The 14795-nt window shown below is 72.5% G+C and carries 13 protein-coding genes and 1 pseudogene; 3 read left to right on the top strand and 11 right to left on the bottom strand.

The genetic code is table 11. The annotated features are described in order from the left end of the window. Positions 1-249: 249 nt before the first annotated feature. Positions 250-444: a hypothetical protein gene (locus SM447_RS01725; protein ID WP_093401709.1), complete on the bottom strand. Its 195-nt coding sequence runs from the start codon at positions 442-444 to the stop codon at positions 250-252. Between the two features lie 372 nt (positions 445-816). Here SM447_RS01725 and SM447_RS01720 point away from each other — a divergent pair, with 372 nt between their 5' ends. Together SM447_RS01720 and SM447_RS01715 are read left to right on the top strand one after the other, a co-directional pair. Beyond that, positions 817-2136: a CAP domain-containing protein gene (locus tag SM447_RS01720; protein WP_474570925.1), complete on the top strand. Its 1320-nt coding sequence runs from the start codon at positions 817-819 to the stop codon at positions 2134-2136. Positions 2137-2262: 126 nt separating this feature from the next. Further along, entirely contained in the window at positions 2263-3105 is an 843-nt protein-coding gene (locus SM447_RS01715; protein ID WP_474570924.1) for an endo alpha-1,4 polygalactosaminidase, read from the top strand. A gap of 114 nt (positions 3106-3219) precedes the next feature. On the opposite strand, the gene mutM is transcribed toward SM447_RS01715, so the two are convergent. From mutM to rsmD, 8 genes and pseudogenes are all read right to left on the bottom strand, one after another. After that, positions 3220-4071, bottom strand: coding sequence for a bifunctional DNA-formamidopyrimidine glycosylase/DNA-(apurinic or apyrimidinic site) lyase (gene mutM, locus SM447_RS01710; protein WP_474570923.1), 852 nt, complete (start codon positions 4069-4071; stop codon positions 3220-3222). Further along, positions 4064-4939 carry a ribonuclease III gene (gene rnc, locus SM447_RS01705; protein WP_474570922.1) on the bottom strand — a complete coding sequence of 292 codons (876 nt, stop codon included), beginning with the start codon at positions 4937-4939 and terminating at the stop codon, positions 4064-4066. Before rnc ends, mutM begins: the two co-directional genes overlap by 8 nt. Then, a complete protein-coding gene (locus SM447_RS01700; protein ID WP_474571232.1) occupies positions 4936-5889 on the bottom strand; it encodes a phosphate acyltransferase PlsX in 954 nt (317 codons plus the stop codon). The genes rnc and SM447_RS01700 overlap by 4 nt, the downstream gene beginning before the upstream one ends. Before the next feature lie 129 nt (positions 5890-6018). Further along, positions 6019-6192: a 50S ribosomal protein L32 gene (gene rpmF, locus SM447_RS01695; protein WP_091435485.1), complete on the bottom strand. Its 174-nt coding sequence runs from the start codon at positions 6190-6192 to the stop codon at positions 6019-6021. A gap of 5 nt (positions 6193-6197) precedes the next feature. Further along, positions 6198-6761 (bottom strand): YceD family protein, encoded by a 564-nt coding sequence (locus SM447_RS01690; RefSeq protein ID WP_474570921.1) that lies wholly within the window; start codon positions 6759-6761, stop codon positions 6198-6200. A 138-nt stretch (positions 6762-6899) separates the two neighbouring features. Next, a complete protein-coding gene (locus SM447_RS01685) occupies positions 6900-7397 on the bottom strand; it encodes a hypothetical protein (protein ID WP_309222871.1) in 498 nt (165 codons plus the stop codon). Between the two features lie 231 nt (positions 7398-7628). Continuing rightward, a complete protein-coding gene (gene coaD / locus SM447_RS01680; protein ID WP_474570920.1) occupies positions 7629-8114 on the bottom strand; it encodes a pantetheine-phosphate adenylyltransferase in 486 nt (161 codons plus the stop codon). Next, positions 8111-8686 (bottom strand): annotated as a pseudogene (gene rsmD, locus SM447_RS01675) (16S rRNA (guanine(966)-N(2))-methyltransferase RsmD); the annotation flags it as partial. The pseudogene rsmD and the gene coaD, both read right to left, overlap by 4 nt. A gap of 439 nt (positions 8687-9125) precedes the next feature. Between rsmD and SM447_RS01670 the strand changes: the two are divergent. Further along, positions 9126-10628, top strand: a complete 1503-nt coding sequence (locus tag SM447_RS01670; RefSeq protein WP_474570919.1) for a cell wall anchor protein — start codon at positions 9126-9128, stop codon at positions 10626-10628. 178 nt (positions 10629-10806) lie between these two features. On the opposite strand, the gene recG is transcribed toward SM447_RS01670, so the two are convergent. Both recG and SM447_RS01660 read right to left on the bottom strand, forming a co-directional pair. After that, complete coding sequence (gene recG / locus SM447_RS01665; RefSeq protein ID WP_474570918.1) at positions 10807-13011, bottom strand: ATP-dependent DNA helicase RecG; 2205 nt, start codon at positions 13009-13011, stop codon at positions 10807-10809. Continuing rightward, positions 13008-14618 carry a DAK2 domain-containing protein gene (locus SM447_RS01660; RefSeq protein ID WP_474570917.1) on the bottom strand — a complete coding sequence of 537 codons (1611 nt, stop codon included), beginning with the start codon at positions 14616-14618 and terminating at the stop codon, positions 13008-13010. Before SM447_RS01660 ends, recG begins: the two co-directional genes overlap by 4 nt. Positions 14619-14795 lie beyond the last annotated feature (177 nt).

The raw sequence follows: 14795 nt of genomic DNA, 5'->3' as shown, positions 1-14795 counted from the left end.
CTCGATCCTCGTCCGTGGCCGCCGTACCGTCGCCCGGCTGCGCGGACCCTGGTAAACCCGCAGACTAACCCGGGACCGGGCGGGGCACACCACGCGACCCGCCTGCCGGTCGTCGGGCACCGTCCGGACGGCCCAGGTCGAACGGGTACGCACAGAGCTGCGCGCCGGCACATCGTGTCGGCGCGCTCAGTGCGGTGGTGCTGTTCAGTTGTGGCGACCAGTGCGGTCGCCTGGTGGCGGCCAGGTGGGTCAGGTCAGCGCGGGCTCGGCCAGACGGAGCAGATCATCCGCCTCCGCCGCAGCCGCCGCGAGCCGATCGTTCTCAGCGCGCAGCCGGGTGACCTCGAACTCCAGTGACTGAACCCTGGCACGCAGTCGGGTGACCTCGTCGAGCAGGCGCCGGTCTGGCGCCGCACCTACGTGGCCGTAGAGGGCCTTCGCCATTTTTACTCCTTGATGTGCGCTGCCGGAGAGGCCGGCCAACGCGCGCCCATGTATACGCGACTACCATTCCCACAATTTCTGGGCATGGCCGGGCGCGACTGGCGACACAACCATATTGAGCCGACAGCCCCTGCTTCGTCAAGTTCTCGCAGGCCGTAGATCATCTCGGCGTCGGCCGAACCCGTCTCGGGAGGCTGCCACAAAGGCGCGGACACGCTCTGTCCGGACGTCCCGACTCTACGCTTCCGAATCGCCGAACGCCTCACCCGGACGGACAGGCTCCTCTTAACTCTTCCTTAGCCAGATTGCTGCTGCTCAGACACAACACGTAGCGTCACCCCGGCCCGTAACCGAACCGTGGAGGCGACAGGCGTGCACGGCTGGAATGATCCGATCGACCCGGAACGCATCCCGCGGCGACCGGAACCGCCGACCGACGACCCGGCCTGGCTGACCGACCGGCCGGCGCCACGGTCGTCCTACCTGTTCGGCGACGAGCCGGAGAGCCCCTCCGACGGGTGGTACCGCGACCAGCCGACCGAACAGTGGCGGTCCGACGCCCCGCACCCGTTCCAGGCGGCCGAGGCGTACGAGCCGGTCGAGCAGTCCTACCCGACGGCAGGGCAGCAGGACTGGTACGAGACCTCCGCCCCGGGTGCCTCCGTCCAGCGCGACACCGGGCGGCACCATCGCGACGACGACCTCACCGCCGAGTGGACCGCGCACCAGGCGTCGGCCCAGGACCGCCCGTACGCCTACGATGATCGGTCCGACCCGTACGCCGATCAGGCCGTCGGGTACGCCGACCAGCCCGATCCGTACGCCGAACCGGTGCTCCGGGCCCGATACGGGCCGCCGCAGACCGGTCACCGGGACGTGGTTGGCGTCGACGAGCCGGGCCCCGAGCCGGCCGGGAAGGCGCGTCGGTCCCGTCGGCTGTCGCGTCCCCTGGTGATGGGCGGCGCCGCCGCGGCGGCGACCCTCGTGGTGAGCATCGGCGTGGCGGCCCTCGCGCTGCCCGGTGACGACGCCCCGACCACCACCACGGCCGGCGAGGCTCCGGTGGCCAGTGCGCCGGTTCTGCCGGAGGAGGACGAGGCGCTTCCGTACGACCTGCCCGAGAGTTCGAGCCCGAGCGCCAGCCCGAGCGTCTCCCCCAGCACCGCCGCCCCGTCACCCTCACCGAGCCGGACCGCCGAGCCCAAGCCCGCGCCCTCGCGCAGCACGGCCCCTTCCCGGCTCAACGCCAACCGTCAGGGCAGCCCGAGCCGCGGTGCCACGGCCAGTTCGTCCGCGCCCGCCAGCGGTGACAACTCGGAGGCCGCCCAGGTGGTCGAGCTGGTCAACGCGGAGCGGGCAAAGGCCGGCTGCGGTGCGCTGAGCATCGACGACAAGCTGATGACCGCCGCCCAGCGGCACAGCCAGGACCAGGCCGACCACCAGAACATGTCGCACACCGGCAGCGACGGCAGCGATCCCGGCGCTCGGATCGACCGGGTCGGGTACGCCTGGCGCACCTACGGCGAGAACGTCGCCTGGAACCAGCGGACGCCGGCGGCCGTCATGGATGCCTGGATGAACAGCCCCGGGCACCGGGCGAACATCCTCAACTGCGCCTTCACCGAGATCGGCGTCGGCGTGGCGAGCAGCAACGGGCCGTACTGGACGCAGGTCTTCGCCGCACCACGCTGAGCGACCGCCGGTCGGTGAACCGCGAGTCCTTGTCGGGTCTGTCCTCGTTTGACCGGGTGGGTACGCCGAGACGCGGCGTACCGGCCCGGGCGGCCCGATGCCGCCCCGCGACCTGCGGAGCTGGCGATGCGGATCGGGCTGGGCCGGCGGCCGGTGGGCTGGCCGCACCGTCGAGCGCTGCCCGCCGTACTGACCTTCACGCTGCTCGTCACGGTGGCCGCGTGCCGGCCGGACCTCACCCCGCCCGGAGCGCCGACCAGTTGGCCGGCCACCTCGGCCCGGCACTGGCAGTGGCAGTGGCAGCTGGACGGGGTGCTCGATCCGGAAGTCGAGGCGGACGTGTTCGTCCTCGACCCGGTCGACACCACCGCCGCGCAGACCGCGGAGCTGCGCTCGCGGGGCCGCCGGCTGGTCTGCCAGGTGCACATCGGTTCGATGCGTCCGGCGGACCCGGACGCGAGCCGTTATCCGGCGGCGGCACGCGGCGCCACGGTGGCCTCGACCGGGCGCGTCTGGGTGGACGTACGCCGGTGGGACGTCCTGCGGCCGGTGCTGGCCGACCGGTTCCGGCTCTGCCGCGGAAAGGGTTTCGGCGCGGTGGTGTTCGCCGATGCCGACGGCTACGACCACCGCTCCGGCTTCCCGCTGGAGTTCGACGACCAGTTGCGGTTCAACCGGCAGGTCGCCACGTTGGCCCGCTCGCTCGATCTCTCCCCCGGGCTGCTGGGCGACCTGCCGCAGGTGGCCGCGCTGGCGCCGGACTTCGACTTCGCGGTCAACGAGGAGTGCGTACGACAGGAGCAGTGCGACAAGCTGCTGCCGTTCGCCGACGCCGGCAAACCGGTGTTCCACGTCGAGTACACCGGAGCCACCACCGACTTCTGCGTGACCAGTGTCGGCTACGGCTTCGCCTCCATCCGCAAGAACCGCACCCTGGACGCCTGGCGGCTCCCCTGCCCCTCCCCCTGACCACCCCTCACCCGCCCGTCCCCACTCCCACTTCCGCGATCTTGCACTTGTGGTCGCCGGAACGAACCTTTTACGGCCTTTGCGGGGACGGAAACTGCAAGATCGCGGGAGGAGTCAGGGGCGGGGGCGGGGGCGCGGTTGGCAGCGGGGGCAGCTGTAGGACGAGCGGTTCATGAACGCCTCACGGCGGATCGGCGCGCCGCAGCGACGGCAGGGCTGCCCCTCGCGTCCGTACGCGTTCAACGACCGGTCGAAGTAGCCGCTCTCCCCGTTGACGTTGACGTAGAGGGCGTCGAAGCTGGTGCCGCCCGCGGTGATCGCCTCGCCGAGCACGTCCCGCACGTGCGCGAGCAGCCGCCGGGCGGCCGGGCCGGTCAGCGCGTCGGTGGACCGGGTGCCGTGCAGTCCCGCCCGCCACAGCGCCTCGTCGGCGTAGATGTTGCCCACGCCGGAGATCAGACTCTGGTCGAGCAGTGCGCGCTTGACCTCGGTACGCCGCCGCCGCAGCGCCGCCACGAACTCCGCGTCGGAGAACTCCGGGTCCAGCGGATCGCGGGCGATGTGCGCGATCTCGGCCGGCAGCGTGCCACCGCCCTCGCTGACCGACAGTCCGCCGAACGTGCGCTGGTCGACGAAGCGCAGCTCCGGCCCGCCGTCGTCGAACCGGAACCGGACCCGTAGGTGCGTCTCGTCGGGCGCGGTCGCCGGTTGCAGCAGCAGTTGCCCGGACATCCCGAGATGCCCGATGACCGCGTCACCGCTGTCCAGTGGCAGCCAGAGATACTTGCCGCGACGGCGTACGTCGAGCACCTTCCGGCCGGCCAGCACGTCGGCGAAGTGGGCCCCGCCGGGCACGTGCCGGCGGACCGCCCGGGGGTGGCGCACCTCCACCGAGGAGATCCGGCGACCGGTGACCCAGCGGGCCAGCCCCTGCCGGACGGTCTCCACCTCCGGCAGTTCAGGCATGCGGCGCCCGAGCCTCGACCTCGTCGACCAGCTCACGGCCCGCGCCGGCCGTCGCCCGCACCTTCTCGTCCACCGGTTGCGCCGCACCGTCGGCGGTCGGCGCAACCTCGGCGGTCGCCGCGCTGGCGGTGTTCGCCGCGCTGTCGGCGGCCGTTTCGGCCTGCTCGGTCAGGGTCCGCCAGGCGGACTCCGCCGCCCGTTGCTCGGCCTCCTTCTTGCTTCGACCATCGGCACCGCCGTACCGGTTGCCGGCGACCACCACCCAGGCGGTGAAGGTCTTCAGGTGGTCCGGCCCGGTCCCCTCGATCCGGTATTCCGGCACGCCGAGGCCGAGTGCGGCGGTCAGCTCCTGAAGGCTGGTCTTCCAGTCCAGCGCGGCGCCCCGGCCGGCGGACTCGGCCATCAGCGGGTCGAACAGCCGGTGGATGACGATGGCGGCGGTGTCCAGCCCGTACTGGAGGTAGATCGCGCCGAGCAGCGCCTCCAGGGTGTCGGCCAGGATGCTGGCCTTGTCCCGACCGCCGGTGGTCTCCTCGCCCTTGCCCAGCAGCAGGTAGGGGCCGAGCCCGTCCGGGCCCAGAGCGCGTGCCACGTCCGCGAGCGCGCGCATGTTGACCACGCTGGCCCGCAGCTTCGCCAGCTGCCCCTCGGGCAGGTCGGGATGGTTCTGGAAGAGCGCGGTCGTGATCACCACGCCCAGCACCGAGTCGCCGAGAAACTCCAGCCGCTCGTTGGTGGGTAGGCCGCCGTTCTCGTAGGCGTACGAACGGTGGGTGAGCGCGCGTTCCAGCAGTTCCGGGTCGAGTGAGACGCCGAAGGCGGCCTCCAGGTGGCCGATTGAGGGCCGCTGGCGCTTGTCGTTGCTCATGATGTGCGTACCTCGGTGTCGGTCGTGCGATCGGTGCGGTCCCCGGCGAGCAGCGCGGCGACCCGCTCGGTGGCGTTCCGCCGCCAGAGGTGGGCGGCCAGGGCGATGCCGGAGGCGATGTCGTCGGCGCGGGCGGCACCGTGGCAGACGACGACGGTGCCGGCCACTCCGAGCAGCGCGGCCGCCCGGGGCGCGCCACCACCGGGCGGCGTCCCGCCGGCCATGGCGTACGCGCCTTCGATGGCCTTGAGCAGCACGTTACCGGTGAAGCCGTCGGTGACCACCACATCGGCACGCGCGCCGAGGCAGACGTCGTACCCTTCGACGAGCCCGATGTAGCGGGCGTCGGCGGGCAGCGTCGCCGTGCTGAGCACGGGATCGGTGAGTCGGCGGGCCCGGTCGCCCTTGCCGGGTTCGGTACCCACGGAGAGCAGACCCACCCGGGGCGTGGCGACACCGTGTGCGACCGCGGCGTACGCGGCGCCGAGTGCGGCGTGCCGGGCGAGGGTGGCCGGGCTCGGCTCCAGCGAGCCACCGACGTCGAGCAGGACGACGGGACCGGAGACGGCGGGCAGCGCGGCGGCAAGGGCCGGCCGGCGTACGTCGGGCCAACGCCCCAGGCCGAGGGCGGCGGCGGTGACGGTCGCGCCGGTGGAGCCGGCGGAGACCAGCGCGTCTGCGTACCCGGCACGGACGGCCGTCACGGCCGCCCGCACGGTGGTCTCGGCGCGGGCCGCGCTGGGGTCGTCGGCCATGTCGACGACGGAGCGGGTCGGCCGGACCGTGATCCGGTCGCGCTGCGCCGGATCCAGGGCGTCGATCAGCGCGCCGGCGGCCCTGGTCGGCCCGACGAGAAGCAGGTGCAGGTCCGGGTCGGTGCGCACCGCCCGCAGAGCGCCGTCCACCACGACGGCGGGAGCGTCGTCCCCGCCGAGGAGGTCAACGGCGATCCGTGCGACGCCCGACTCCGGGTCGACGCCGGCCGGACTGGGCCGGCCGGCGTCGGCCGGAGCGACGGGCGACCGCCGGGGTGTGTGCGTCGCCCGACCTGTGGTCGGAGACGTCACGCGCCGTCCGGGTCAGACCTCAAGGACCTGGCGGCCGTTGTAGGTGCCGCAGACGGAGCAGGCGGCGTGCGGCAGCTTCGCGGACTTGCACTGCGGGCAGGCGACGGTCGCGACCGCCGCGGCCTTCCAGTTCGCCCGGCGCGACCGGGTGTTGCTGCGCGACATCTTGCGCTTGGGGACGGCCACGGTTCTTACTCCTCTGTACTGGTCAGTTGCGACAGGCCCGCCCAACGCGGGTCGATCTGCTGGTGGCTGTGATCGGCCGGCAGATCATCCCAGTGCACCCCGCAGTCGGGGCACAGACCTGGGCAGTCCTGGCGGCAGAGCGGGTTGGTCGGCAGTGCGAGCACCACCGCGTCCCGCAACGCCGGTTCCAGGTCGATCAGGTCGCCCTGCATTCGACCGACCTCGTCCTCCTCGGTGGTGGCGTCCGTGGTGCTGTTCTCGTACGCGTACAGCTCCTGGATCGTCACCGTCACCGAGTCGTTGATCTCGCGCAGGCAGCGACCGCACTCGCCCCGGATCGGACCGCTGACGGTCCCCGAGACGAGCACGCCTTCGGACACCGACTCCATCCGCAGATCGAGGTCGAGACCCGCGCCCTCCGGCACGCCGATCAACTCCACGCCGAGGTCCGACGGTGCCGGGACCACCCGTTCGACGGTACGCAGAGCACCAGGTCGGCGCGGCAGCTCCCTCGTGTCGAGGACCAGCGGCGACCTGGGGTCGAGTGAAGTGGGTGAGTTCTTGGGCATAGTCAGACTCCGGCCGGTGAGAGGCCGACAAATGAGGTTACCTGGACGGACGCCCCAGCGTCGAACCGGGGTGACCAGCGGGTCGGCCGCAGCCCGGACGATCCCGGCGGCGGATCTTCCGGCCGGCGGCGGTCGGGGTCAGAAGGGCAGTGGTCGCTCCGCCTCGTCACCGGCGAAGGTACCGATCTCCCGCAGCGCGTGCATCTTGTCCCGGCCGCGCTCTATCGAGGCCAGCGCCCGGGTGAGGAACTGCTCGAAGTTGGCCAGCGCGGTGTCGACGTAGTCGTCGACCTCCTCGCGCAGCCGCTGCGCCTCCGCCCTCGCCTCGGCGATGATCCGGGCGCCCTCGTGCTCGGCGGAGACGGTGATCTCGTTCACCGAGACCAGGCGGGCGTGTTCCGCCTCACCCTCGCTGATGATGCGGTCGGCCTCCCGCTTGCCGGCCTCCATGATCTTGTCCCGCTCCTCCAGCAGGGCGGCGGCGCGGCGCAGGTCGGCGGGCAGCTCGGCGCGCAGTTCGTCGAGGGCCGCGATCATCTCACCCCGGTCGACCATGCAGTTGTTGCGCGACATCGGTACGGAGCGCGCCTGCTCCACGATGGCGATCAGTTCGTCGATGCGGTCGAGCGGGTCCACCGGTACCTCACTCCTGTCGTTCGTCGGGCCGACCTACATCATGGGGGCTGCGGTCGGTTTCCCGCTTCACCCAATGATGTCGTCCACCACCAACCCCACACCCTCCCCTCCCCGGGCGTGTCACCCGCCCCATCCCGCGATCTTGCACTTTCTGTCCCCGCAAACGAGGCCGAAAGCGACAGAACGGCGACCAGAACTGCAAGATCGCGAACCCGGAGGCGGTGGGTGTGGTCAGGGGGGTGGGGGGACGAGGCGGGCCTTGAGGGCCTCGCGGACGACGTCGGGTACGTGCGGGGTGACGTCCCCGCCCCACTTGGCCACGTCCTTGACCAGGCTGGACGAGAGGAAGGAGTAGAGCGGGTTGGTCGGCATGAACAGCGTCTCGACCCCGGCGAGGCCGATGTTCATCTGGGCCATCTGCAACTCGTAGTCGAAGTCACTGACCGCCCGTAGGCCCTTGATCAGCACGGTCGCCCGCTGCGCTCGGCAGAAGTCCACCAGCAGGCCCCGGAAGGACTCCACCCGGACGTTGCCGTAGGAGGCGGTCACCTCACGGAGCATGTCGATGCGCTCCTCGACGGTGAACAGACCGGTCTTCGACTGGTTGACCAGTACGCCGACGATCACCTCGTCGAACAGCCGGCTGGCCCGGCCGACGATGTCGAGGTGACCGTTGGTGACCGGGTCGAACGAGCCGGGACACACCGCACGTCTCATGATCGGCGACCGTACCAAAGGGTGGTCTCGCCGTACCGGCGACTGCGCTGGCCAGTGACGCCTTCCACCCACTCGACCGGGCCGCTGCGGCTGGACCGCTCCACCACCACCAACGCCTCCGGTGCCAGCCAGCCACCGTCCAGCAGAGCGGCGAGCATCGTGCGGACGTCGTCGTCCGGCAGCGTGTACGGCGGGTCGGCGAAGACCACGTCGTACGGGTCACCCGCCACACCGGCGGCCAGGACGGTGGCGACCTTGCCGGTGACCAGCCGGGCCGCGGGACCGACCCGCAGCGCCGCCAGGTTCTCCCGAATCACCCGGGCGGCACGCGGGTCGGACTCGACCAGCAGCGCGTGGGCGGCGCCCCGGGACAGCGCCTCCAATCCGACGGCACCCGACCCCGCGTAGAGATCGGCGAAGCGCGCGCCGTCGAGGTCGACCTCCGCCTCGATCGCGCTGAACAACGCCTCGCGTACCCGGTCGGAGGTCGGTCGGGTGCCGGCACCGGGCGGGGCGCTGATCCGTCGGCCGCCGAGGCTGCCAGCGACGATGCGGGTCATCGTTCGCTCCTGCTCATGTACCCGACGCTACGCGACGCAGGTCGGGCAACCAGCCTTCCTCGACCGATCTCCGCAGCGGTCCGACGACCCTGCCCGCACCGGAAAGATCGCCGCACCCTCGCGCGCTTCCGATCGGCGGCACCGCAGGTCCAGGCCACCGGATCCGGCCGTCGATCGCCCCGCCGCCGGCCCGCTCCACAACGGACATCGACGCGAAGAGACGCCACCCGCTCACCCGTTGTATATCAATGATCTCGCATTCATAACATCATGATTAAGCCCGCCTGAGGGCTGTTTCGTTTCTCACGATCTCGCTAGGGTCTGCCGGGTGCCGGCGTCATCGCCGCCGGCCATCGGCACGGGAGGCACCCCTCAGGCGCGGCACCTGCCGCCAGCGCCGTCCGTCCCGCCCGCGCCGCCCCTGACGCTCTTCTTCACCCCGGGAGTACGCGTGATCCGACCCAAGCTGTCGCTGCGGCGGCCGCTGGCTGTCCTGGCAGCCGCCCTCATCGGCATGACCGGAGCGGCGGTGGCGGCAACCCCGGCCGCCGCCCACCACACCACCATCACCGCCACCGCCGTCTGTGACCAGCTCAGTGGTGAGCGGGTGATCACGTGGACGGTGGCCAACAGCGAGCGTAGGACCGCCGCCACCGTCAAGAAGGTGACCGCCGAGCCGTCGACCCCGGTTCAGGTACTCGTTCCGGGCACCGAGCCCGTCAATCTCCAAGGCGTTGCGATCCCCGCGGGCGGTTCGGTCCAGGCCGTCCAGCGCGTGCCGGGCGCGACCACGAGCGCCAAGCTCATCGTCGAGGGCCGCTGGGACAACCGGCGGGAGAAGACCAACGAGGGCACCATCAACCTCGCCGCCGACGCCGCGTGCAACCCGGCACCGAAGTGCATCGACGCCAGCCAGGCGAAGTACAGCCACACCTTCGACGGCCCGAACGGCAAGGCGACCGTCAAGCTGGAGGGCGACCTGCCGCTGTGCGGCGAGGAGAAGCAGTACTTCACCCTGGTGTCCTACTTCGCGCCGCGCCCGCAGTTCGCCACCCCGCAGTACGTCTACGGTGAGCCGGACAGCGACTTCCTGGGCGGCGGGCAGACCGAGATCGAGCTGAACGTCGGCGTCCCGGACTGCTACACCCAGGTCGACCTGATCTGGGGCGGCGTCGACGAGGTCATCGACCCGCTGGTGGAGAACGGCCCGCGCTACGGCTCCAAGAAGCTGGGCGAGAAGGGTGCTCCGGGCAACCGCTCGTCGGGCCCGCCCGGCTGGTACAACGGCGGCAGCAAGAACTGCACCACCCCGGCGTCCACCTTCGCCTCCTCCTGCGACGGCACCGTCACCGTCTCGCTGAGCAACGACGGTTCGATCTCGAAGTACCCGGTGGAGTTCGAGGTCCGGGGCGAGAACGGCTGGTCCAAGACCGTCACCGTCGAGCCGGGCAAGGCCGACAACGAGACCGTGGTGCCCGCCGAGAACGCCGGCAAGATCGAGGTGCTGGTCGACGGCAAGGTCATCGAGAACGGCACGTACTCCTGGGAGCGTCCGGAGGACTGCCCGCTGCCGACGGTGACCGCCGACGCCGACTGCGACACCTTCGGGCTGACCGCGTCCAACCCGGAGGGTGGCATGCCGGTCAAGGTGGAGTTCACCTACGGCGACAAGACCGAGACTCGTACCGTCGCGCCGGGCTCGTCGGAGAAGGTCACCTTCCCGGCCGGTGACGAGGAGACCGCGCTGGTCGTCCTGCCGGAGCTGGGCCTGGAGCTTGAGGTCGTCTACGCGCCGGAGGGCTGCGGCGGTGGCGGTGGCGGCGAGGAGCCCCCGGGCCTGCCGGTGACCGGTGCCGCGGCCGGCGGCATCGCCGCAGGCGCGATCGCCCTGCTGGCGCTGGGTGCAGTGCTGTTCGTGATGGCACGGCGGCGGCGGATCCACTTCACCGCCTGAGCCGAGCTGACGGGCCCGTCCGGCAGTTGAGGACGCAGCCCGGCACGGCCTGATCCGAGGGCGCGTCGACCACCTGGTCGGCGCGCCCTCGGCGTACCTGCGCCGGGTCAGGTCCAGGCACGCCGGAGGCGACCGCCCGGATCAGGTCCAGGCACGCCGGGGCGACCGACGCGGTCGGTCAGCCCTTTTCCAGGTACTCGGCGCGGTCGGCGTCGACCAGCGCGGCTACCGACGCGGCGAGCGCCGGATGCCGGACCAGCTCCGGATCCTCCTCGACCAGCGCAATCGCCTCCGCCCGCGCGTCCCGGATCAGGTCGGCGTCGCGTAGCAGTGACAGCAGCCGCAGGTGCGAACGACGACCGGACTGGGTGGCACCCAGTACGTCGCCCTCCCGACGCTGTTCCAGGTCCAGCTCGGCGAGCTTGAAACCGTCCGTGGTGGAGGCGACCGCGTCCAGCCGCTCCCGCGCCCCGGTGCCCTCGGTCGCCTCGGTCACCAGCAGGCAGAGCCCGGGGGCACTGCCCCGACCCACCCGGCCCCGCAACTGGTGCAGTTGGGAGACGCCGAACCGGTCGGCGTCCAGGACCACCATCATCGTCGCGTTCGGCACGTCCACCCCGACCTCGACCACCGTGGTGGCCACCAGCACGTCCAGCTCTCCGCCGGCGAAGGACCGCATCACCGCGTCCTTCTCGTCCGCCGGCAGACGGCCGTGCAGCACACCGATCCGCAGGCCGTGCAGCGGACCCTCGGCCAGCAGCGGGGCGACCTCGGTCACCGCCAGCGGGGGCCGCCGCCCGGAGTCGTCGACCGCCGGCGGCTCCTCCTCGGGCCCGGACGCCGAGTCACCGATGCGGGGACAGACCACGTACGCCTGGTGACCGGCGGCGACCTCCTCCCGCAGCCGACGCCAGGCCCGGTCGAGGAAGGCCGGCTTCTCCGCGGCCGGCACGACGTGCGAGGCGATCGGCGACCGTCCGCGTGGCAGCTGGGACAGGGTGGAGATCTCCAGGTCGCCGTAGACGGTCATGGCCACCGTGCGGGGGATCGGCGTGGCGGTCATCACCAGCACGTGCGGCGGCTGCTCCGCCTTGGCCCGCAGCGCGTCCCGCTGCTCCACCCCGAAGCGGTGCTGCTCGTCGACCACCACCAGGCCGAGATCGGCGAAGTCGACCCCCTCGTAGAGCAGGGCGTGGGTGCCGAGCACGATGCCGGCCGCGCCGCTGGCGACCTCGGCCAGCGCCCGGCGGCGGGCCGCCGCCCCCAGCGACCCGGTCACCAGCTCCACCCGGGTGGCGTGCTCGGCGGCACCCAGCTCACCGGCCTGGGCGAGTGGGCCGAGCAGATCGAGCATGCCGCGGTGGTGCTGGGCGGCGAGCACTTCGGTGGGGGCGAGCAACGCGGCCTGCCCGCCGGCGTCGACGACCTGGAGCATCGCCCGCAACGCCACCACGGTCTTGCCGGACCCGACCTCGCCCTGCAACAGGCGGTGCATCGGATGACCGGTGGCGAGGTCGGCGGCGATCTCGACGCCGACGTCGCGTTGGCCGGCCGTCAGCTCGTACGGCAGCCGGGCGTCGAACGCGTCGAGCAGGCCACCCCGCCGCCCGGGCCGGGGACGCGCGGGCGACGCGGCGGCGTCGCGCTTGCGACGCACCAGGGTCACCTGCACGGCGAACGCCTCGTCCCACTTCAACCGGCGGCGGGCCCGGTACAGCTCCTCCCGGCTGGACGGGCGGTGGATCTCCCGCAGGGCGGTGCCCAGGGCGACCAGGTTCCGGCTGGCCCGCACGGTTGCCGGCAACGGATCCTCCGGCGGAGCCACGGTGTCCAGCACCACCCGTACGCAGCGGGCGATCACCCAGGTCGGCACCGCCGCGGCGGCCGGGTAGACCGGGATGAGCGCCCCCGCGAACTCCTCGATCTGCTCGCTGGCCGCGGCCTCGGTGTCGGTCTGCTCCCCGAGCAGGACGTACTCCGGCCCGTTGAGCTGCCGCCGGCCCCGGAACTCGGTGACCTTCCCGGCGAACAGCCCCCACCGTCCGGGCCGCAGCTCGCGCTCGCGCCAGGCCTGGTTGCCGAAGAAGGTGAGGGTGAGGCTGCCGCCGGAGCCGTCACCGACGGTCACCTCCAGCAGGTTGCCCCGCCGCTGCCGCATCGGGCGTACGGCGGTGCGCTGCACCTGGGCCAGCACGGTGACCTGCTCGCCGACGTCGAGAGCGCGGATGTCGGTGTGCTCGCCGCGCTCGTCGTAGCGGCGGGGGAAGTGGTAGATGAGGTCGCCCGCGGTGTGCAGGTCGAGGTGGCCGGCCAGCGCCTTGGCGGTCTTCTCACCGACCAGCTTCTTCAGCGGGGTGTCCAGGTCGGACGCCTCGGCGGTCATTCGACACCGACCAGCAGGGGATGGTGCGGTTGCCCGCCCGGGTACGCCTGCACCTCGACGAAGGGCCAGCGCGCGGTGATGTGCGTACGCACCGCGTCGACCAGCCCGTCGGGCGCGTCGGCGCCGACGAGCAGGGTGACCAGTTCGCCGCCGCCGCCGAGCATCCGGTCGACCAGCTCGACACAGGTGTCGACCAGATCCGTGCCGATCAGGTTCACCTCCCCCTCGACGAGGCCGAGCACGTCACCGGTGCGGCACGGGCCGGCCACGGTGAGCGCCTCGCGGCCGGCCCGGCACACCTCGGCGTACCGGCAGGCCCCGGCGGCCTCGGCCATCGCGATCACGTCGTCGGCGAAGCGGCGCCGCGGATCGCGCACGGCGAGCGCCGCCAGCGCCTGCACCGGTGATCGGGTCGGTACCACCGCGACCTCCACCCCCAGCCGGTGCGCCTCCTCGGCGACATGGTTCGCCACGGCCTGCGCGTCCGGGTCGTTGGGCAGCACCACCACGCGAGCCGCGCCGGTGCCCCGGACGGCGTCCAGCAGTTCCCCGATGGAGGGGTTGCCGGGCACCACCACCGCTCCCTCGGCGGCGAGCAGCTCGGCGATCCCGGCACCGGCGGCCACCACCACGGCGGCCCGCCCGTCGGTGGGCCGGGTCGGCGCGGGCGGCGGTTGATCGGCGAAACGGGTCACCGAGATCTGATGCGGGCGACCGGCCACCACGCCGGCCTCGATCGCCGCGCCGACGTCGTTGACGTGCACGTGGACCTGCCAGGTGCCGCCCGAGGCGTCACCATCACCGACCACCACCAGCGAGTCGCCGAGCGCGCCCAGGGTCTCCCGCATCCGTCCGACCGCCTCGGGCCCGGCGTCCAGCAGGAACTGCACCTCGTAGGCGTACTCCGTCGAGCCGGCCTCGTGCACGACGGTGACCGGGCGCGCGGGCGGGGAGCTGGGCCCCGGCCGCTCGGGGCTCTCTCCCGTGACCACCTCGACCAGGGCGTCCAGCAGCAGGCAGAGCCCCTGCCCACCGGCGTCGACCACGCCGGCCCGGGCCAGCGCGGGCAACTGCTCGGGGGTGCGGGCGAGGGCCCCGGCGGCGGCGTTCGCCGCCGCCCGCGCCACCACGCGCAACTCGTCGCTGCCGGCCCGCTCGGCCGCGACGGCGGCCGCCGAGACCACGGAGAGCAGGGTGCCCTCCACCGGTCGGGCGACGGCCGCGTACGCCGCCTCGGTCGCCTCGCGCAGGGCCGCCGCCAGCTCCCGGCCCCGCACCTGTGGGGCGGCGGCCAGCGCGTCGGCGAGGCCGCGCAGGATCTGCGACAGGATCACACCGGAGTTGCCCCGCGCGCCGAGCAGTGCGCCCCGGGCCATCAGGCGCAGTGCGTGCCCGTGCGCGGTCGAGGTGCCGTCCGCGTGGGTGTCGAGATCCATCGCGAGTGCCTGCTGTGCCGAGGTGAGGGTGAGCACCAGGTTGGTGCCGGTGTCGCCGTCCGGCACCGGGTAGACGTTCAGCTCGTCGATCTCACCCTGGTGCCGCTTGAGCGCGGCCAGGCCGCTGGCGCACCAGCGGCGCACGGCGGCGGCGTCGAGGGTGTCCAGCACGGTGGCAGCCTACTGGCGTACGCTGACACTCGCCCGGCACCGGGCGGGTCCCGCTTCGTCCGGGTTTCCCGCGCACACCTCCGTCGGGCCGTCACCGCGAGGCCCGGCCGACGGCCGTGGCGGCGGCTGAGCCCGGTTGGGCAGCCGGTTCCCCCATCGGGTACCCTGGCCAGGTTG

The sequence above is a fragment of the Micromonospora aridisoli genome (genome assembly GCF_056150025.1).
Note: the sequence above shows the minus strand (reverse complement) of the source record. Positions and strands in the feature narration are given on the sequence as shown.

What these genes read in the sequence shown, in the direction of transcription:
- coaD (WP_474570920.1), bottom strand. Translation starts at nt 8,114, where the DNA reads ATGAGACGTGCGGTGTGTCCCGGCTCGTTCGACCCGGTCACCAACGGT.
- SM447_RS01715 (WP_474570924.1), top strand. Translation starts at nt 2,263, where the DNA reads ATGCGGATCGGGCTGGGCCGGCGGCCGGTGGGCTGGCCGCACCGTCGA.
- recG (WP_474570918.1), bottom strand. Translation starts at nt 13,011, where the DNA reads ATGACCGCCGAGGCGTCCGACCTGGACACCCCGCTGAAGAAGCTGGTC.
- mutM (WP_474570923.1), bottom strand. Translation starts at nt 4,071, where the DNA reads ATGCCTGAACTGCCGGAGGTGGAGACCGTCCGGCAGGGGCTGGCCCGC.
- rnc (WP_474570922.1), bottom strand. Translation starts at nt 4,939, where the DNA reads ATGAGCAACGACAAGCGCCAGCGGCCCTCAATCGGCCACCTGGAGGCC.
- SM447_RS01725 (WP_093401709.1), bottom strand. Translation starts at nt 444, where the DNA reads ATGGCGAAGGCCCTCTACGGCCACGTAGGTGCGGCGCCAGACCGGCGC.
- SM447_RS01690 (WP_474570921.1), bottom strand. Translation starts at nt 6,761, where the DNA reads ATGCCCAAGAACTCACCCACTTCACTCGACCCCAGGTCGCCGCTGGTC.